We start from the raw sequence: 18,721 nt of genomic DNA, 5'->3' as shown, positions 1-18,721 counted from the left end.
CCGAACCGAGGAGCACCACGTGCCCGGCATCCATCCCGACATCACCACCGCGTTCGGTGAGACCCCGCTCGTGCGCCTCCACGCGCTCACGGAGGGCCTCGGCGCGGAGGTGCTCGCCAAGCTGGAGTTCTACAACCCCGGCTCGTCGGTCAAGGACCGTCTCGGCTACGCCCTCGTCGAGGCCGCCGAGGCGGCCGGGGAACTGCAGCCGGGCGGGACGATCGTCGAATCCACCAGCGGCAACACCGGGATCGCGCTCGCTCTCATCGGCGCCGCCCGCGGCTACAAGGTCATCCTCACGATGCCCGCCTCCATGTCGAAGGAGCGTCGGACGCTCCTGAAGGCCTTCGGCGCCGAGCTCGTGCTGACCGACCCGTACAAGGGCATGACGGAGGCGGTCGACGCCGCCAAGCGCATCGTGGACGAGACGCCCGGAGCGATCCTCGCCCGCCAGTTCGAGCACGAGGCGAACGCGGCGATCCACCGCAGCACCACGGCCGAGGAGATCTGGCGCGACACCGACGGCCGCGTCGACTGGTTCGTCGCGGGCTCGGGCACGGGCGGCACGATCACCGGCGTCGGTCAGGTGCTCAAGGAACGCAACCCCGCCGTCAAGATCGTCCTCGTAGAGCCGAAGGACTCCCCCGTGCTCACCGAGGGCCGCGCGGGCGGCCACCGCATCCAGGGCATCGGCCCGAACTTCGTCCCCGATGTGCTCGACCGATCGGTCGTCGACGAGATCTTCGACGTCGAGTTCGACGACGCGATCCGCGTCGCGCGCGAGCTCGCCACCCGCGAAGGCATCCTCGCCGGGATGTCGGCGGGCGCCGCCGTGTGGGCGGCGCTGCAGATCGCGGCGCGCCCCGAGGCGGCCGGTCAGCGCATCGTCGTGATCGTGCCCGACTCGGGCGAGCGCTACCTGTCGACCGCACTGTATGCGCACCTGCGCGACCCCGAGGAGGAGTCGAAATGACCGACGAGCGCATCGGATTCGTCGCGCGCGTGCGCGAGGACGTCGCCGCAGCGAAGCTGCGCGACCCCGCGGCGCGCGGCGGCCTCGAGATCGCCGTGCTGTACCCGGGCCTGCACGCCATCTGGGCGCACCGCGTGTGGCACGCGCTGTGGACGCGCGACGTGCGGTTCATCGCCCGCGCCGGGTCGCAGGTCACGCGCTGGCTCACCGGCATCGAGATCCACCCCGGCGCCACCATCGGCCGCCGGTTCTTCATCGACCACGGCATGGGCGTCGTGATCGGCGAGACCGCCGAGGTCGGCGACGACGTCATGCTCTACCACGGCGTCACGCTCGGCGGACGCCAGCGCGAAGGCGGCAAGCGGCACCCCACCATCGAGGAGGGGGTCGCGGTCGGCGCGGGTGCGAAGATCCTCGGACCCATCACGATCGGCGCGGGGTCCGTCGTCGGAGCCAACGCCGTCGTCACCAAGGACGCGCCCGCCGACTCGGTGCTGGTCGGCGTGCCGGCGAAGCCGCGCGCCCGCCGCGCCGGCGACGACACCCGCGCGCTGCTGACGACGCCCGAGTACCACATCTGACGCGGAGCCGCGGATAGCGGATACCGCGTCAGGCGGCGCCCCGTCCGGCATGCCGCGTCAGGCGCGCCGCGTCGGGCAGGGCAGCGTCAGGCGGCGCTGCGACGGTAGATCGCCGCGGCGGCGGTGCGCGACGGCGCCTCGAGCTTGCGCAGGATCGCCGAGACGTGCACCGACACGGTCTTCACGCTGATGTACAGGCGCTCGGCGATCTGTCCGTTGCTGAGGCCCTCGGCGACCAGCTCGAGCACCTGCTCCTCGCGGGCGGTCAGCACCGATCGCGGCGCATCGCCGGCGAGTCCGGCATCCGTCATGACGTCCTGGGCGCGCGCGGTCAGGCCGTCCGCACCGAGCTCGGCGGCGTACGCGGCTGCCGCCGCGAGGACCTCACGCGCCGCCGCGCGGTCGCCCGCGGCGAGCAGCTCCTCGCCGTGCCGCACGCGGGCATACGCCCGGATATAAGCGGGACCGGTCGCCTCCACCGCCGGCGCCCATGAGCCCTCGCCGAGCTCGGCGGCGAAGACGGCTGCCCAGAGCGGGGTCACTGGCCAGTCGGCGAAGGAGGCGAGCACGGCTCGATACGGCTCGATCTCGGCATCCTCGCCTCGCTCGCGGAGCATCGCCACGGCACGCGCCGCGACCGCCGTCAGCGGCAGCGCGAGCACGCCGCCGGCGGGCGTCTCCCACGCGGCTCGCGCGTGCGACAGCGCCTCGTGGGCGTCGCCACGGGCGAGCGCCAGCTCGCCGAGGTCGTACGCCATGCCGAAGCGGGTCTGGAACTCGTAGGCGCCGAACATGTCCAGCTCGCGGCGGGCAGCGTCGAGCGCGGCCTCCGCGCCGTCGATGCGGCCGCGCCAGATCGCGAGGCACACCAGGCGCTCGCGGAGGAAGGCGGAGTACAGCCCCGGCTCGACCATCGGGAGCAGGACTCCGAGCTCCTCGGCCTCGCGCAGGCGGCCCGCGTAGATGTGCGCCTCGATCATGTTGGCCTCGATCATCACGAGCGGGCCGAGATCGGCGACGTGCGTGCGCCCGTACTCGTGTCCCTCACGCGCCACGGCGACTGCTTCCTCATACCGGCCGACCAGCATCAGCGTGTTGGAGTAGTTGATGTAGTAGCGCATCATCGCCCGGACGAAGCCGCCCGCCTGGGCACGGGCCTGCGCGAACAGCGCCAGGCCGCCCGCGTCGCCCGCGGTCGTCCGGCAGGTCGCCGCGATCAGCAGCGCCTGCACAAGGATCTCGGCAGCGAAGCTGTCGCCCGCCGCGGCCGCCGGTTCGGCGGTGGCATGCGCACGCGCCGCCACCTCGGTGCCGAGGCTCTGACGCCCGTTGAGCATGTGAACGCGCGCGGAGCTGAGGAGGAGTCCGGCACGCTGCACGTCGTGGCGCGGATCGTCCCCGAGGATTCCGAGCGCCTGCTCGATGCTCTCGACGCCGTCCGACACGCCGGCCTGGAACTCGATCGTCGCCAGGTCGCCGAGCATGTCGGCGCGACCGACGACGTCCTCCTCGGGCCAGAGAGCCACCGCCTCACGCGCGAACGCGAGGGCTCGGTCGTTCCGGTTCGCCGACACGAGCGCCGCAGAGGTCCGGCGGAGCAGCTGCACACGCGTCGTCCCGCTGACGGTCTCGGCGTCGGCCACGGCATCCCAGAGCTCGAGGGCCCGCTCCCCCGCCTCGGCGGCGGTCGACCACGCCGATGCGCCGCCGGCCGCGCGCTGCGCGGCTACGGCGGCCGCCAGCGCCCGGTCCGGCACATGGGCGGCCCGCCAGTGGTGGGCGATGTCGGCGAGCACGCGCGCAGTGGGCGCGGCCGCCTCGAGGGCCACCGCGTACGCGGTGTGCAGGCGCGTGCGCTCGGTGGGAAGGAGCTCGGCGTACACCGCCTCCTGCATCAGGGCGTGGCGGAAGGCGTACGCGTCGTCGCGGATCACGACGACCTGCGCGTCGACGGCGCTGCGCACCGCCGCCTCCAGGGCGGACTCCTCGCCCTCGAAGACGGCACGGAGCACCGGGTCGGCCACCTCGACCCCGCCGGTCGCCAGCACCCGGGTGAAACGCCGCGCCTCGGCATCCAATCGCTCGTAGCGCAGCAGAAGGACGTCGCGCAGAGATATCGGCAGCCGCTCGCCCGAGAAGCTCGCCAGCTCTTCGACGTAGAACGGGATGCCGTCGCTGCGGGCCGCGATGTCCAGCAGCACCTCGGCGGCGAGGGTGTCGCCGTGCACGGCCGTGGCGAGCGCGCCGACCTCGGCGGCGCTGAGGCGTGCGAGCGGACGATGAGTGAGCAGACGACCACGGTCGAGCTCGGCGAGCACCGGACGCAGCGGATGACCGCGCCCGACGTCATCGGTGCGATACGACAGCAGCACGAACAGCGGCAGCGCCGCCGCACGCCGGACGAGGCGGGCCGCGATCTCGCACGTGGTGCTGTCGGACCAGTGGAGGTCCTCGATGATCACCACCAGGCGATGCGTCCGCGCCAGCTGCGAGAACGTCTCGACGACGACGTCGGCCAGACGCTCGGCGTCGCCGGGACTCTCCGCCAGCGCGGGCACGAGCACGCCCAGCGCGTCGGCCGCGGGTCCGGCGGCCTCGCGGACGGCATCCACTCCCAGCGCGTCGACCAGATCACGCAGCAGATCGGTGATCGCGGTGAGCGGCGCGGGGCCCGACCCGGAGTCCACGGATGCGCCGCGCAGCACGATGACGTCGTCGTCTACCGACTCGGTGAAATCACGCAGCAGGCGCGTCTTCCCCATGCCGGCATCGCCCGACACCACCACGGCTCGCCCTTCCGAGCCGACGGCGGCGATCTCGTCGCGCAGGGCATCGAGATCGCCCTGCCGGCCGACGAGGGGAACGCGGCCGATCTGCATACCGCCCATCATCCCATCAGCCTGGCGCCTCAGGAGTCGCCGCGGGATCGGGAGGAATCCCTATCTTCCGTCGTCAGCTGCGGCGGTCCTGCACCTTGTTCTTGATGAACAGCGGCGGCAGCAGCCACGTCGCCAGCGCGGTCACCAGCCACACGATGAGGGTTCCGATGATCCATGCCACAGGGCCGTCGATCCCGATGCCGGCCGCCGGGATGAGCACGGCGATCAGGAGCGCGACGAACGTCGAGAGCAGGCCGATGCCGCCGATGAGCGCGTTGGCGTGCCGGCGCGTGATCTTGAACAGCCACGGCGCCAGGATGCTCTGCAGCACGGCGAAGATGACGACCGCGAGGACGATGCCCCACCAGTCGTCCCAGTGCAGCGAGAACCCGGGGAGGATCAGGTCGGCCGCGATGAGGCCGAGTGCCGCCGCCACGAGGAAGATGAGGGCGCGGATCAGGAACGTGAGCACGCTCGAAGCCTAGCGTCGCGGCATCCCTCCCCCGAGGACCCGGGCGACCCGTTCTGCGGGGCCCTCGATCACGTGCGCCCTGCTCCCGCGGATCACCCGCCCTCCGCGGCGGGAGGCGGAGTCAGGGGGTGTCCGCGAGGGCGGCGAGGCGCGCCTCCTCGTCGGCGGTGATCGCCGACTCGATGATCGGCTCGAGTGCGCCGTCCATCACCTGATCGAGGTTGTACGCCTTGTACCCCGTGCGGTGGTCGGCGATGCGGTTCTCGGGGAAGTTGTACGTGCGGATGCGCTCGGACCGGTCCATGCCGCGGATCTGCGATCTGCGGGCGTCGGATGCCGCTGCCTCGAGCTCTTCCTGCTGCTTGGCGAGCAGGCGTGCACGCAGCACGCGCATGCCGGCCTCGCGGTTCTGCAGCTGGGACTTCTCGTTCTGCATCGACACGACGATCCCCGTCGGCACGTGCGTGATGCGCACCGCCGAGTCGGTCGTGTTGACCGACTGCCCGCCCGGACCCGACGAGCGGAAGACGTCGATCTTCAGGTCGTTCGGGTCGATGTGGATCTCTTCGGGCTCATCGACCTCGGGGAACACCAGCACGCCGGTGGTCGACGTGTGGATGCGCCCCTGCGACTCGGTCGCCGGCACCCGCTGCACGCGGTGCACGCCGCCCTCGTACTTGAGGTGCGCCCAGACGCCCTGTGCGGGGTCGGACGAGGACCCCTTGATCGCGACCTGAACGTCCTTGTAGCCGCCCAGGTCGGACTCGTTGCGCTCGAGGAGCTCGGTCTTCCACCCCTTCGACGCGGCGTACTGCAGGTACATGCGCAGCAGATCGGCGGCGAACAGCGCCGACTCGGCGCCGCCCTCGCCCTGCTTGATCTCCATGATCACGTCGCGCGCGTCGTCGGGGTCCCGCGGGATCAGCAGCCGCCGCAGCCGCTCCTGGGCGTCGCCGAGGCGCGCCTCGAGTGCGGGCACCTCCTCGGCGAACGCCTCGTCCTCACGGGCGAGCTCGCGGGCGGCATCCAGATCATCGGATGCCGCCAGCCAGTCCTCGTGCGCCTTCACGATGCGCGACAGCTCGGCGTAGCGCCGGTTGACCCGCTTGGCGCGCGCCGCATCGGCGTGCACCGCGGGGTCGGAGAGCTCCTCCTGCACCGCGCGGTGCTCGTCGATCAGCGCCCGGACGGAATCGAACATCGCGGGCTCGACCATCGGGGATCAGCGGATGCTGTTGTCGTCCGCGTGGCTGCGTCCGCCGCTGTGACCGCTCGTGGGAGCCGGGATCGACTTCTGCATCTGCACGAGGAACTCGACGTTCGACGACGTCTCCTTGAGCTTGCCGAGCACGACCTCGAGGGCCTGCTGCGGGTCGAGACCCGCCAGCGCGCGACGCAGCTTCCAGGTGATCTTGACCTCGTCGGGCGAGAGCAGCATCTCCTCGCGGCGGGTGCTCGACGCGTTGACGTCGACCGCCGGGAAGATGCGCTTGTCGGCGAGCTGGCGCGACAGGCGCAGCTCGCTGTTGCCGGTGCCCTTGAACTCCTCGAAGATGACGTCGTCCATCTTGGAGCCGGTCTCGACGAGCGCGGTCGCGAGGATCGTGAGCGATCCGCCGTTCTCGATGTTGCGCGCGGCGCCGAAGAAGCGCTTGGGCGGGTACAGCGCCGACGCGTCGACGCCACCGGTGAGCACACGGCCCGAGGTGGGCGCCGAGATGTTGTACGCACGGCCCAGACGCGTGATCGAGTCCAGCAGCACGACGACGTCACGACCGAGCTCCACGAGGCGCTTCGCGCGCTCGATGGCGAGCTCGGCGACCGTGGTGTGGTCCTCTGCGGGACGGTCGAAGGTCGAGGCGATGACCTCGCCCTTCACGGTGCGCTGCATGTCGGTGACCTCTTCGGGCCGCTCGTCGACCAGCACCACCATGAGGTGGACCTCGGGGTTGTTGATCGAGATCGCGTTGGCGATCTGCTGCAGCACGATCGTCTTGCCGGCCTTGGGCGGCGCGACGATGAGGCCGCGCTGGCCCTTGCCGATGGGCGCGACGAGGTCGATGATGCGCTGGGTCAGCTTCTCGGGACCGGTCTCGAGGCGCAGGCGCTCCTGCGGGTACAGCGGCGTGAGCTTGCCGAACTCGACACGCGTCGCGGCGTCGTCGACCGAGAGGCCGTTGACGGCGTCGACCTTGACCAGCGCGTTGTACTTCTGGCGGCTGGACTGCTCGCCCTCGCGCGGCTGCTTGATGGCGCCGACGACCGCGTCGCCCTTGCGGAGGTTGTACTTCTTGACCTGTCCGAGCGAGACGTAGACGTCGCTCGGACCGGGCAGGTAGCCGGACGTGCGGACGAACGCGTAGTTGTCGAGCACGTCGAGGATGCCGGCGATCGGGATGAGGACGTCGTCCTCGCCGATCTCGGTGTCGAACTCGTCACCGGTGGCGGCCTGCGTGCCTCGGCGCTTGTTGCGCTGGCGGCCACGGCCGTTGCCCTGCGACTGCTGGTCGTCCTCGGGCGTCTCTGCCTTGGCCGGCTCGGCGGTGGCGGGCTGAGCCTTCTGGTTCTGATCGCCCTGGGTGGTCTGCGCCTGCTGGCCCTGACCGCCCTGTGCATTCTGGTTGCGGTTGCGGCTGCGGCTGCGGCTGCGGCTGCGCCCGCGAGACGGCGCCTCGGCACCCTCGCCCTCGGCGGCCTGCTCGCCGTCACCCGACTCGGCGTCGGCCGCGGTCGCGTCTGTGGAGACGGATGCCGCCTCGGCGGCGTTCTCGCCGCCCTCGGCGGGCGCGGACTCGGCCGGCGCGGCCTCTGCCTGGGTGGCCTCTGCGGGCGCAGCCTCGGCGGGCGAGGCGTCGGCAGCGGCCTCGACCGGTGCCTCGACGGGCTCGGCCGGTGCGACGTCGGTGCTCTTGGCACGGCGCGGCGCGCGCTTGCGGGGGGCCTTCACCGGCGCTGCCGGGGCCTCCTCGGCGACGACTTCCTCAGCCACGGCCTCGGCCACGACCGCCTCGATGACGGCCTCCTCGGCGACGGCGTCGGCGGCGGCGGCCTCGGCCACAGCGTCCTCGGCGACGGCGTCGGCGATGAGCGCCTCGGCCACGGCCTCCTCGGCGACGGCTTCAGCGGCCTCTGCGGCAGCCTGGTCGCCGGCATCCTCGGCCGCGATCGCCTCGGCGACCGCCTCCTCAGCGACCTCTTCGGCGGCGATGGCCTCGACGACGGCCTCATCGGCGATGGCGTCGGCCACGACGGCCTCGGCTACGGCCTCTTCGGCGACCTCTTCGGCGGCGACGGCCTCGATCACGGCTTCTTCGGCCACGGCGTCGGCCGGGGCTTCGATGGTCTCGGCGTTCTCGACACCCTCGGGCGCTTCCGCGCGCTCGTCGGCCGGAACGTCAGCATGGACCTCGGAGATGGACTCCACGAGTTCTCCCTTGTGAAAAACGAACGAATGTGCACGACTCGCACAGCACTGCGGGTGGCGTCTGCCCGTCTCGATCAGTTGTCACGCCTGTCGAAACTCCCGCCGACGGGGTGAGGGACCGCGAGGGTGCTCAGCGGACGTCGGCAGGTCAGAAATGCCGTGCGGTGGTTTCGCAGATTTGCGACGGAGGCCAGATTCACGTATTACGTGGAACCCTCCGCGTACTCCCTCACTGTACCACCCTTGAAGTCGACGGCGAGCATGAGCGCCTCCCACGGGGTGTCGGTCACGGCGTCCGCCAGAGCCGCCGCCTCGAGGCGCCTGCCGGGGCCGTCGGCGAGCACGAGCACGCTCGGACCCGCCCCCGACACGACCGCCGCGAAGCCCTCCGCACGGAGCGCCCGAACGAGACCGTCGGTCTCGGGCATGGCGCTCGCACGGTAGCTCTGGTGGAGCTTGTCCTCGGTGGCCGCCTGCAGCAGCTCGGGGCTCTGCGTGAGCGCCGCGATCAGCAGCGCGGAGCGCGACACGTTGAAGACGGCGTCCTCCCGAGGCACCTGCGTGGGCTGCAGACTGCGCGCGAGCTTGGTCGACATCGTGAACTCCGGCACGAAGACGAGTGGCGAGACGCCCCGGTGCACGAGGAGCTTCTTGTGCTGCGGTCCCCCGTCGTCGACCCAGGCGATCGTGAGACCGCCGAACAGCGCGGGCGCCACGTTGTCGGGGTGGCCCTCCAGCTCCGTCGCCAGACGCAGCAGAGCATCCGCGCCGAGCTCCACGTCGCCCTCGAGCAGTCCCTTCGCGGCGAGCAGGCCCGACACCACCGCAGCACCCGACGAGCCGAGGCCTCGGCCGTGCGGGATGACGTTCCGGGCGATGAGGCGGAGCCCCGGCATCCGTCGCCCTGCCGATTCGAACGCGTACGCGATCGCCCGCACCACCAGATGCGAGGCGTCGCGCGGCACGTCCGCGGCGCCGGCCCCCTCGACCTCGATCTCGAGCTCGCCCTCGGGCAGCGCCGTCACATCGAGCTCGTCGTACAGGCTCAGCGCGAGGCCGAGCGTGTCGAATCCGGGCCCGAGGTTCGCGCTCGTCGCCGGAACCCGCACCACGACCCGCCGCCCGGAGAGGGCGCCGTGGCCGGAGGCGGGCACGACGGCTGCGCTCACGCGCGCGGTCCCTGTGCTTCGGCAGGCTGGACAGCGGGGGCGAGCTCGAGGACGGATGCCACTTCCGACGTCGTCGCGTCGACCACGGTGGGCTCGACCTCCGAGCCGTCGGCGTTGCGCAGCGCCCAGTGCGGGTCCTTGAGGCCGTGGCCGGTGACGGTGAGCACGACGCGCGCGCCCTGCGGCACCACGCCGGCCTCGACGCGGTCCAACAGCCCGGCGACGCTGATCGCCGATGCCGGCTCCACGAAGATCCCGACCTCGCCGGCGAGGAGCTTCTGCGCGGCGAGGATGCGGTCGTCGTCGATGGCGCCGAAGTAGCCGTCGGTCGCCGCCCGCGCCTCGAGCGCAAGGTCCCAGGAGGCGGGGTTGCCGATCCGGATGGCGCTGGCCACCGTCTCGGGGTTGCGCACGACCTCGCCGCGTACCAGCGGCGCCGAGCCCTCGGCCTGGAAGCCGAACATGCGGGGGACGCGGGTCGACACACCGGCGTCGGCCTCTTCGCGGTAGCCGCGCGTGTAGGCGGTGTAGTTGCCCGCGTTGCCGACCGGGATGAAGTGGAAGTCGGGGGCGTCGCCGAGCTGCTCGACGACCTCATACGCGGCGGTCTTCTGGCCGTCGATGCGGTCGGGGTTGACCGAGTTGACGAGGTGCACCGGGTAGTTGTCGGCCAGCTCGCGCGCGATCTCGAGGCAGTCGTCGAAGTTGCCGCGGATCTGGATGAGACGACCGTTGTGCGCGACGGCCTGGCTGAGCTTGCCCATCGCGATCTTGCCCTCGGGAACGAGCACCGCCGCCGTGATGCCGGCGTGCGCCGCATAGGCGGCTGCCGAGGCCGACGTGTTGCCCGTCGAGGCGCAGATCACGGCCTTGGCGCCGTGGTCGATCGCACGCGACACGGCGACCGTCATGCCGCGGTCCTTGAACGACCCCGTGGGGTTCATGCCCTCGAACTTCACCCAGACGTCGGTGCCGGTGCGGCGCGACAGCGCCGGCGCCGGCAGCAGCGGCGTCCCGCCCTCTCCCAGGGTGACCACGGTCGAGGCATCCGTCACGCCCAGACGATCTGCGTACTCGCGGAGGACTCCGCGCCAAACATGTGCCATGTCAGTCTCCTTCAGACCCTCAGTTGCCTTCGACCCGCAGAACCGAGACGACGCGCTCCACGACGCCGCTGGCGGCCAGTCGGTCCACCGTCTCGCTCAGGTCCTGCTCCAACGCCTTGTGCGTGCCGATCACCAGTCGCGCGACGCCGCCCGTGCCATCACCCGATTCGACGACCGTCTGCTCGACGGTGGCGATCGAGACGCGACCCTCGCTGAGGATGCCCGCGACCGTCGCGAGCACTCCCGGCTGGTCGTCGACCTCGAGCGTGATCTGGTAGCTCGTGGTGACGCGGCCGACGGGGACGATGGGGAGGTTCGCCAGCGTCGACTCGCCGACGCCGACACCGCCGGCGATGTGGCGGCGCGCCGCCGAGACGACGTCGCCGAGCACGGCGGACGCGGTCTGCACGCCGCCGGCGCCGGCGCCGTAGAACATGAGGTTGCCCGCGGCCTCGGCCTGCACGAACACCGCGTTGTTGGCGCCGTGCACGCTGGCGAGGGGGTGGGCGCGATCGATGAGCGCGGGGTAGACCCGCACCGAGATCGACTCGCCGGACTCCTCGGTCAGGCGCTCGCACACCGCCAGCAGCTTGATGACGTAGCCGGCGTGGCGGGCGGCGTCCATCATCGACGAGTCGATCGACGAGATGCCCTCTCGGTGCACCGCCTCGAGCGGCACCGTCGTGTGGAACGCGAGGCTCGCGAGGATCGCCGCCTTCTGCGCGGCGTCGTAGCCCTCGACATCGGCCGTCGGGTCCGCCTCGGCGTATCCGAGCCGCTGCGCGTCGGCGAGCACCTGCGAGAACTCGGCGCCCTCGGTGTCCATGCGGTCGAGGATGTAGTTGGTCGTGCCGTTGACGATGCCCATGATGCGCTGCACGCGGTCGCCGGCGAGCGAGTCGCGCAGCGGGCGGATGATCGGGATCGCACCGGCAGCCGCAGCCTCGTAGTAGACCTCGGCGCCCACCTGGTCGGCCGCGTCGAAGATCTCGGGGCCGTGGGTCGCCAGGAGCGCCTTGTTGGCGGTCACGACGTCGGCGCCCGAGTTGATCGCGTGCAGCAGGTACGTGCGCGCGGGCTCGATGCCGCCCATGAGCTCGATGACGATGTCGGAGCCGACGATGAGCGAGTCCGCGTCGGTGGTGAACAGCTCGGAGGGCAGCTCGACGTCGCGCTTGGCGTCGACGTCGCGCACCGCGATGCCGACCAGCTCCAGCCGCGCTCCCGCCCGGTCGGCGAGCTCGTCGGCGTGCTGGCGCAGCAGCGCCGCAACCTGCGAGCCGACGGCTCCGGCTCCCAGCAGTGCGACGCGGAGGCGGCGGTAGTCGGTCATGCGGTCCCTTCCATCGGTGCGTCCGCGAGGGGACGCCCAGCTTCGAACACAGCCGTCTCGAGGCCGGCATCGCGGGCGAGCAGATCGTCGATCGTCTCGCCGCGCACGATGACGCGCGCCTCTCCCCCACGCAGCGCCACGACGGGCGGGCGGGGAACGTAGTTGTAGTTGCTCGCGAGCGAGAAGCAGTAGGCGCCGGTCGCGGGCACGGCGAGCAGATCGCCAGGCGACACATCGCCGGGGAGGTACTCGGCGTCCACAACGATGTCGCCCGATTCGCAGTGCTTTCCGACGACCCGCGCGAGCGCCGGCTCGGCGTCGCTCGTGCGCGACGCGATCCGCGCCGAGAACTGGGCACCGTACAGGGCGGGGCGGGCGTTGTCGCTCATGCCGCCGTCCACGCTGACGTACAGGCGCGTGTCGCCGCTCTCGAGCGCGACGGGCTTGGTCGTGCCCACCTCGTAGAGGGTCACGCCCGCGCGTCCGACGATGGCGCGGCCGGGTTCGAAAGCGAGGTGGGGAACCGGGATGCCGCGCACCTCGCACTGCCGCGCCACGGCCTCGGCGATGCCGAGCGCCAGTGCCTCGATCGGCGTCGGGTCGTCGACGGACGTGTAGGCGATGCCGAAGCCGCCGCCGAGGTTGAGCACCGGCAGCTCGCCGCCCTCTCGCAGCTCGGCGTGGAGCTCGACGATGCGTGCGGCGGACTCCTCGAATCCGGCGGTGCCGAAGATCTGCGAGCCGATGTGGCAGTGCAGACCCACGAACTCGAGGCCGGGCAGCTCGCGGATGCGGGCGACGGCGGCGGGGGCATCCGTCAGCGTGAAGCCGAACTTCTGGTCTTCGTGGGCCGTCGCGAGGAAGTCGTGGGTCTCGGCGTGCACCCCGCTGTTGACCCGCAGCAGCACCGCCTGCGAGACGCCGCGGCGCTCGACGATCGCTGCGAGACGCTCGATCTCGATGAGGCTGTCGATGACGATGGACCCGACGCCCGCCTCCACGGCGCGCTCGAGCTCGGATACGGACTTGTTGTTTCCGTGGAAGCCGAGCCGCGCCGGATCGGCGCCGGCCGCGAGGGCGACCGCCAGCTCGCCGCCGGTGCAGACGTCGACCGCGAGCCCCTCCTCGGTCACCCAGCGCACCACCTCGGTGGTCAGCAGCGCCTTGCCGGCGTAGTACACGCGGGCCTGTACGCCGTGCAGCGCGGCGGCCGCACGGAAGGCGTCGAGCGTGCGCCGCGCGGTGGCGCGCACCTCGTCCTCGTCGACGACATAGAGAGGCGTGCCGAACCGGTCGCGCAATGCCGTCGCCGCGATGCCGCCGAGTTCGAGGACGCCGGTCTCGTCACGCGTCGCGGCGATCGGCCAGACCGCGGCGGCGAGCGCGTTCGCGTCGGCGGGACGTTCCAGCCAGGCGGGAGCGACGGAACGGATGTGCGGGTCGGCGGACACGGTGGACCAATCGGTGGGAGCTTCGACGCGTGGCCGTCCGGGGATGGTGGTACGGCTCTGCCTGCCGGAGGGGTCACGCCCTGGCGCTGACACGGGTCTCCGGCGGTGCTAGAAGTCTAGGGCACACGGCTCCCGGCCCCCGTGCCGTGTGACGCCCCGCGCCGTCTCAGGCGCAGGTGCCGTTCTGCTGAAGGGCGGGATCCGTGGCGATCGAGCCGTCGACGCCGAAGTCGGCCACCAGGAGGTCGCCGTCCACCTCGACGCCGGTGAGCGTGACACCGGCCGGCAGGTACTGCGCGATGCAGATGTTCCAGTCGCGCAGCACGGCGTCAGCGAGTCCGCCGAACTGGTCGCGCAGCGCGTCGGCGGTGACCTCTGAGCCGCCGAGCTGGAAGGAGGCGGGTGAGAGGACGATCTGCCCCTCCGACGCCGAGGGCGTGAGCGCCACCCCGATGGGGATGGCGACGCCGAACAGCTGCAGATCCAGCGACATCGTGACGTTCGGCGCCGCCAGGCCGACGGTTTCGGAGGGGAACCCCTCCACCGTCGCCAGCAGCGTCTGCAGCTGAGCCTCGTCGAACGAGACCGTTGCGGTCGCGCCGCTCATCTCGCCGGTGGCACGCACCGCCACGTCGTGGGCCGTGACCGTGACATCGCCGGTGACGCCGCCGAAGGTGACGTCGTCGGACGCGATCGTGAGGTCGTCGATGCTGCCGCCGATGAGCTGCGGGATCACGGCCCCCGCGATCGCGACGTCGATCTGCTGATCGGCAGGCAGCGCCAGCTGCGTGCGCACCTGGTCGCGCACCACGCCGGTCACGATCTGGCGTGCGATCGCGTCAGCGGCGAACCACGCGGCGACGGCGAGCACCGCGACGATCGCGAACGCCACGATCCACGGCCACACGCGGCGCCGCGGAGCCGGCGCCGGCGCGGTGGGCACCAGGTCGTCGGGGAGGGGTTCGGTCGCCTGCGTGTCGCCGTGGGCCATGTCTACATCCGTTCCGGTGCGGTGACGCCGAGCAGATCGAGTCCGTTGCGCAGCACCTGTCCCGTGGCGTCGTTCAGCCACAGGCGGGTGCGGTGAACCGGCTCGACGGGCTCGTCGCCCAGCGGGATCACGCGGCAGTTGTCGTACCAGCGGTGATAGAGCCCGGCGAGCTCCTCGAGATAGCGGGCGACGCGGTGCGGCTCGCGCACCTCGGCGGCGAACCCGACGATGCGCGGGAACTCCTGCAGCGCGCCGAGAAGCGCCGACTCGGTCTCGTGAGTGAGCAGCTCGGGCGCGAACTCGGAGCGGTCGACACCGGATGTCGCGGCGTTGCGCCCGACGTTGTGCGTGCGCGCATGCGCGTACTGCACATAGAAGACGGGGTTGTCGTTCGTGCGTTTGCGCAGGATCTCGGGGTCCAGCGTGAGCGGCGAATCGGCCGGATAGCGCGCCAGCGAGTACCTGAGGGCATCGGTGCCGATCCAGTCGCGCAGGTCGTCGAGCTCGATGATGTTGCCTGCGCGCTTGGACAGCCGCGCGCCGTTGACCGATACGAGCTGGCCGATGAGCACCTCGATGTCCTTGTCGGGATCGTCACCCGCCGCGCCGGCGAGCGCCTTCAGGCGGTGGACGTAGCCGTGGTGGTCGGCCCCGAGCAGGTAGATCTTGTGCGCGAAGCCGCGGTCTCCCTTGTTGAGGTAATAGGCGGCGTCGGCGGCGAAATAGGTGTACTCGCCGTTGGAGCGGCGGATGACGCGATCCTTGTCGTCGCCGAAGTCGGTGGTGCGCACCCACACGGCGCCGTCGTCGTCGAAGACGTGGCCCTGCTCGCGGAGGCGGTCGACCGCCTCGTCGACCAGACTCGGCTCGCCGTTCGGTCCCTTCGCGTGCAGCGTCCGCTCACTGAAGAAGACGTCGAAGTGGACGTTGAACTTCTCCAGCGACGCCTGCAGGTCGCCCAGCTGGAGCTCGTACGCACGGTCCCGCGCGACGGCGAGCTGCTCGTCGCCCGCCAGCGACAGAAGGTCGGGCACCGCCGAGAGGACGCGCTGGGCGAGATCGTCGATGTACGAGCCCGGGTAGCCGTCCTCGGGGGTCGGCTCGCCCTTCGCTGCGGCCAGCACGGAACGCCCGAAGCGATCCATCTGGGCACCGGCGTCGTTCACGTAGAACTCCCGCACGAGAGTCGCACCGCTCGCCAGGAGCAGCCGGGCCATCGAGTCGCCGAGCGCGGCCCAGCGCGTGTGGCCGATGTGCATCGGTCCCGTCGGGTTCGCACTCACGAACTCGAGGTTGATCGTGTTGCCGCGCTGCGACTCGTTCGACCCGAAGGCGGCGCCGGCATCGACGATGGTCTTCGCGAGGGCACCGGCGGCGGCGGCATCCAGCCGGATGTTGATGAAGCCGGGACCGGCGACCTCGACGCCCGCGACGCCGTCGACCTCGGTCAGCCCGGCGGCGATGTCGGCCGCGAACTCGCGCGGGTTCGCACCGACGACCTTCGCCAGCTTGAGCGCCGCATTCGAGGCCCAGTCGCCGTGGTCGCGGTTCTTGGGCCGCTCGAGCGGCAGATCCGCGGGGGTCAGCCCCTCGGCCGCACCGGGTCGTCGTGCCTCCGCAAGCGGGGCGACGACGGCGAGCAGGGCGGCGGAGAGGGCTTCGGGATTCATAGCCAGCCCAGTCTAGTTCGCCGAGATCGCGCGCCCTGCTGTGCGCCGCTGCGTCAGGAGATCTGGACGAGCGCTCCGAAATCATCGGCGGAGGGGTCCGCCGCGTCGTCCGTGAGGCTCTCGCTCAGCGACCGGGCGTCGGGCAGATCGTGAAGGCCGTCGAGGGTCGCAGCGTCCGGGACCACCCACGCGTCCACGCGCAGGCGGGTGAGGCCGACATAGCCACCGTGGTAGCTCAGGAAGGCGCAGTCGGCGGCATCGCGCCCGGTCGCGATGCGCACGAGCGACCTCCGGTTCGCGAGGCGGGTCGCGTCGATGACGTACCAGGCGCCGTCAAGATACGCCTCGGCGACCGCGTGGAAGTCCATGGGGCGCAGGCCCGGCGCGTAGCAGGCGGCGTAGCGCGCCGGCATGTCCATCGCGCGCAGCAGGGCGATGACGACGTGCGCGTAGTCGCGGCACACGCCCTGCCCCGTCATCAGAGTCGTCACGGCGCTGTCGGTGCCCTGGCTGAGGCCCGGAGTGTAGGTCGTGCTCGTCGAGACGAACTCCGACACCGCCGCGATGAGGTCGTGACCGGAGAGGCCCTTGAACTGCCGGCGGGCCTGCTGGAACACCTCGTCGGACTGCGCGTAGCGGCTCGGGCGCAGGTAGGTGATGGCCTCGAGGTCGCTCGTGCGGCTCGTCGACGCCTGGCCGTCGACGGTGGCCTCGTAGCGGATCTCGAGGCGACCCGGCTCGCCCGTGAGGCGGTGCAGCCGGCTCCCCGACTGGTCGACGATCTCGGTCGGCGTGTACACGCGATCGCCCTGCGTGAACGTCAGTTGCTCGTTCGAGATCGGCACCGCCTGGGCGGCCGCGATCTGGAAGATGAGGTCGACGGATGCCCCCAGTTCGAGGTCCATCTCAGCGGTCACGACGCGTTGCACCGAAGTATCCTCGCACGCCGCGGCGACTGCGCCGCACGGACTTCCACACGCTCGGCCGCAGCCGGCGGACGGCCACGCGGATCCTCAGGATCTGCCGCACGTATTCCCCTGTTCACGACCCATGTTCGGTGTTCGCCGATCGATGACTTACCCTCTTCTCATGCACGCGCCCGGCCGCTCCCGCGCACGGCGGCTGTGGCTCCCCCTGCTGGGCGCTGCGCTGGCCGTCGCTGCGGTGTGCGCCGTCGCCGTCCTGCGCCCCTGGGGCGCTCCTGAGCCGGTGGCTCCCATAGCCGTGGCAGAAGGCGATGCCGGGGTCGCGGCATCCGTCCCGCCCGCCCCTCTCGTGCTCGAGGACGATGCGCGCGTGCTGGTGTTCGGCGACTCGTGGGTCTACGGGTCCGCCGCGACCGTGCCGACCCTCGGTTTCGCCTACCTGCTCGCCGACGAGCTCGGCGTCGAGACGGTCGTGAACGGGGTGCGCGGCAGCGGCTATCTGAGGCCCGGCCTCGACGGACCGGCCTACGGCGAGCGCATCGACGCCCTCGACCCGGCGCTCGACCCCGACATCATCATCGTCGAAGGCTCGATCAACGACCGGAAGCTGTACCCGACCGGTTACCGGGATGCCGTGACAGCGGCCTGGGACGCGCTCGAGGCACGCTACCCCGACGCCGCGATCGTCATCCTCGGCCCCTCCCCGCAGGTGCTGCCGGTCGAGAGCTCCACACGGAGCATCGACGCCGACCTGCGCGAGCTGGCCGCCGCACGCGGCTGGTGGTACATCTCGCCGATCGCCGACGACTGGATCACCACCGCCAACTATCTCGACGTCATCGACACCGGTCCGATCGGCCGCGATCATCCCTCGACCGACGGCCACGCGTACCTCGCCGGGCGGGTCGGCGACGCGATCGAGAGCATGGAGCAGCAGCCGGCGATCGTGGCCGACGCACCACACGACGGGGACGCCCTCACCCGGTGACCCGAGGCCGGTCCACGACCGCCCGAAAAACGAAGAATCCCAGGCGAACCTGGGATTCTTTTTCGTGCCCCCGACAGGAATCGAACCTGCGACCTTTGGTACCGGAAACCAACGCTCTATCCCCTGAGCTACGGAGGCGTGCCGATCGAGACTACCATCCCGACGCGGTCGGCTTTCACGCGCGGGCATCCGCCGGCAGCGCGCCACGACTGGTCCACATCGATCACGAGGTGCTCCGTCGTCCCGTGTCAAGGGCTGGTCCGGACCCGCTCTCAGGGGAAGGATCAAAGTCGTACCTGATCGCCGTCGGCCCTGCAGCCAAATCCCGCGCTACCTTCGCCGGCAGGCCGAGAGCGGAGGCGCACGATGGGCAAGCTGACCTACGAGGGGACGGTGAAGGTCGATTTCGACGACCGGACACTCGCCCACCTGCAGCTGGTGATCGGCACGAAGCTCCGGCGGGGAGAGCCCTTCCACTTCACGTGGCGCGACGACGTCAGCATCGGCGACGGGCGCACCACGATCTGGGTGCACCCTCGTTGCGCCCTCGTGTACAAGTTCTACGGCAGTCGCACCCCCCAGCTGAATCCCGCCTGGATCGACGCCCTCGCGTACACCGCGAACTCGCCCTCGGGCCTGTATCTCGTGCCCGAGCCGGCGCAGTCGGCGCCGGTCACCTCGCCGGAGCACGAGCTGCTCAGCTGAGCGACTACGGGAACCCCGTCCCGTTGTCAAGGCATTGGCCGCGGGCCGATGCG

The 18,721-nt window shown here is 71.3% G+C and carries 15 protein-coding genes and 1 tRNA gene; 4 read left to right on the top strand and 12 right to left on the bottom strand.

Annotation, left to right across the window (positions count from 1 at the left end; all coding sequences use genetic code 11):
* Window positions 1-19: 19 nt before the first annotated feature.
* Window positions 20-973 (top strand): cysteine synthase A, encoded by a 954-nt coding sequence (cysK, locus tag Q9R08_RS12945; RefSeq protein ID WP_308868454.1) that lies wholly within the window; start codon window positions 20-22, stop codon window positions 971-973.
* On the top strand, window positions 970-1,554 hold the full coding sequence (gene epsC / locus Q9R08_RS12940; RefSeq protein ID WP_308868453.1) for a serine O-acetyltransferase EpsC: 585 nt from the start codon (window positions 970-972) through the stop codon (window positions 1,552-1,554). Before cysK ends, epsC begins: the two co-directional genes overlap by 4 nt.
* 86 nt (window positions 1,555-1,640) lie before the next feature.
* On the opposite strand, the gene Q9R08_RS12935 is transcribed toward epsC, so the two are convergent.
* The 11 genes from Q9R08_RS12935 to Q9R08_RS12885 form a co-directional block, all read right to left on the bottom strand.
* Complete coding sequence (locus tag Q9R08_RS12935) at window positions 1,641-4,433, bottom strand: ATP-binding protein (protein ID WP_308868452.1); 2,793 nt, start codon at window positions 4,431-4,433, stop codon at window positions 1,641-1,643.
* A gap of 73 nt (window positions 4,434-4,506) precedes the next feature.
* Complete coding sequence (locus Q9R08_RS12930; protein ID WP_308868451.1) at window positions 4,507-4,905, bottom strand: phage holin family protein; 399 nt, start codon at window positions 4,903-4,905, stop codon at window positions 4,507-4,509.
* Window positions 4,906-5,026: 121 nt separating this feature from the next.
* Entirely contained in the window at window positions 5,027-6,121 is a 1,095-nt protein-coding gene (prfA, locus tag Q9R08_RS12925) for a peptide chain release factor 1 (protein ID WP_308868450.1), read from the bottom strand.
* Between the two features lie 6 nt (window positions 6,122-6,127).
* Entirely contained in the window at window positions 6,128-8,329 is a 2,202-nt protein-coding gene (gene rho / locus Q9R08_RS12920; RefSeq protein ID WP_308868449.1) for a transcription termination factor Rho, read from the bottom strand.
* 203 nt (window positions 8,330-8,532) lie between these two features.
* The gene (thrB, locus tag Q9R08_RS12915; protein ID WP_308868448.1) at window positions 8,533-9,498 is read right to left on the bottom strand and encodes a homoserine kinase; all 966 of its coding nucleotides are present in this window, start codon (window positions 9,496-9,498) and stop codon (window positions 8,533-8,535) included.
* A complete protein-coding gene (gene thrC / locus Q9R08_RS12910; protein WP_308868447.1) occupies window positions 9,495-10,604 on the bottom strand; it encodes a threonine synthase in 1,110 nt (369 codons plus the stop codon). Before thrC ends, thrB begins: the two co-directional genes overlap by 4 nt.
* A 19-nt stretch (window positions 10,605-10,623) precedes the next feature.
* On the bottom strand, window positions 10,624-11,937 hold the full coding sequence (locus tag Q9R08_RS12905) for a homoserine dehydrogenase (RefSeq protein ID WP_308868446.1): 1,314 nt from the start codon (window positions 11,935-11,937) through the stop codon (window positions 10,624-10,626).
* Window positions 11,934-13,388: a diaminopimelate decarboxylase gene (lysA, locus tag Q9R08_RS12900; RefSeq protein ID WP_308868445.1), complete on the bottom strand. Its 1,455-nt coding sequence runs from the start codon at window positions 13,386-13,388 to the stop codon at window positions 11,934-11,936. Before lysA ends, Q9R08_RS12905 begins: the two co-directional genes overlap by 4 nt.
* A 166-nt stretch (window positions 13,389-13,554) precedes the next feature.
* Window positions 13,555-14,379 carry an LmeA family phospholipid-binding protein gene (locus Q9R08_RS12895; protein ID WP_308868444.1) on the bottom strand — a complete coding sequence of 275 codons (825 nt, stop codon included), beginning with the start codon at window positions 14,377-14,379 and terminating at the stop codon, window positions 13,555-13,557.
* A gap of 2 nt (window positions 14,380-14,381) precedes the next feature.
* Entirely contained in the window at window positions 14,382-16,049 is a 1,668-nt protein-coding gene (gene argS, locus Q9R08_RS12890; RefSeq protein WP_308868443.1) for an arginine--tRNA ligase, read from the bottom strand.
* A gap of 53 nt (window positions 16,050-16,102) precedes the next feature.
* Window positions 16,103-16,978, bottom strand: coding sequence for a transglutaminase-like domain-containing protein (locus Q9R08_RS12885; protein WP_308868442.1), 876 nt, complete (start codon window positions 16,976-16,978; stop codon window positions 16,103-16,105).
* A gap of 160 nt (window positions 16,979-17,138) precedes the next feature.
* On the opposite strand from Q9R08_RS12885, the gene Q9R08_RS12880 reads away from it, so the two are divergent.
* Window positions 17,139-17,963 carry an SGNH/GDSL hydrolase family protein gene (locus Q9R08_RS12880; RefSeq protein WP_308868441.1) on the top strand — a complete coding sequence of 275 codons (825 nt, stop codon included), beginning with the start codon at window positions 17,139-17,141 and terminating at the stop codon, window positions 17,961-17,963.
* Window positions 17,964-18,028: 65 nt separating this feature from the next.
* Here the strand turns inward: Q9R08_RS12880 and Q9R08_RS12875 are convergent.
* Window positions 18,029-18,101, bottom strand: a tRNA-Arg gene (locus Q9R08_RS12875).
* Between the two features lie 228 nt (window positions 18,102-18,329).
* On the opposite strand from Q9R08_RS12875, the gene Q9R08_RS12870 reads away from it, so the two are divergent.
* On the top strand, window positions 18,330-18,668 hold the full coding sequence (locus Q9R08_RS12870) for a DUF7882 family protein (RefSeq protein WP_308868440.1): 339 nt from the start codon (window positions 18,330-18,332) through the stop codon (window positions 18,666-18,668).
* Window positions 18,669-18,721 lie beyond the last annotated feature (53 nt).

The sequence above is a fragment of the Microbacterium psychrotolerans genome (assembly GCF_031085295.1).
In the GTDB taxonomy this organism is placed as follows: Bacteria; Actinomycetota; Actinomycetes; order Actinomycetales; family Microbacteriaceae; genus Microbacterium; species Microbacterium psychrotolerans.
The sequence above is the reverse complement of the archived record's forward strand: the minus strand, read 5'-3'. Positions and strand labels throughout refer to the sequence as shown.

What these genes read in the sequence shown, in the direction of transcription:
- epsC (WP_308868453.1), top strand. Translation starts at nt 970, where the DNA reads ATGACCGACGAGCGCATCGGATTCGTCGCGCGCGTGCGCGAGGACGTC.
- Q9R08_RS12935 (WP_308868452.1), bottom strand. Translation starts at nt 4,433, where the DNA reads ATGCAGATCGGCCGCGTTCCCCTCGTCGGCCGGCAGGGCGATCTCGAT.
- prfA (WP_308868450.1), bottom strand. Translation starts at nt 6,121, where the DNA reads ATGGTCGAGCCCGCGATGTTCGATTCCGTCCGGGCGCTGATCGACGAG.
- thrC (WP_308868447.1), bottom strand. Translation starts at nt 10,604, where the DNA reads ATGGCACATGTTTGGCGCGGAGTCCTCCGCGAGTACGCAGATCGTCTG.
- Q9R08_RS12905 (WP_308868446.1), bottom strand. Translation starts at nt 11,937, where the DNA reads ATGACCGACTACCGCCGCCTCCGCGTCGCACTGCTGGGAGCCGGAGCC.
- Q9R08_RS12895 (WP_308868444.1), bottom strand. Translation starts at nt 14,379, where the DNA reads ATGGCCCACGGCGACACGCAGGCGACCGAACCCCTCCCCGACGACCTG.
- argS (WP_308868443.1), bottom strand. Translation starts at nt 16,049, where the DNA reads ATGAATCCCGAAGCCCTCTCCGCCGCCCTGCTCGCCGTCGTCGCCCCG.
- Q9R08_RS12880 (WP_308868441.1), top strand. Translation starts at nt 17,139, where the DNA reads ATGCACGCGCCCGGCCGCTCCCGCGCACGGCGGCTGTGGCTCCCCCTG.
- Q9R08_RS12870 (WP_308868440.1), top strand. Translation starts at nt 18,330, where the DNA reads ATGGGCAAGCTGACCTACGAGGGGACGGTGAAGGTCGATTTCGACGAC.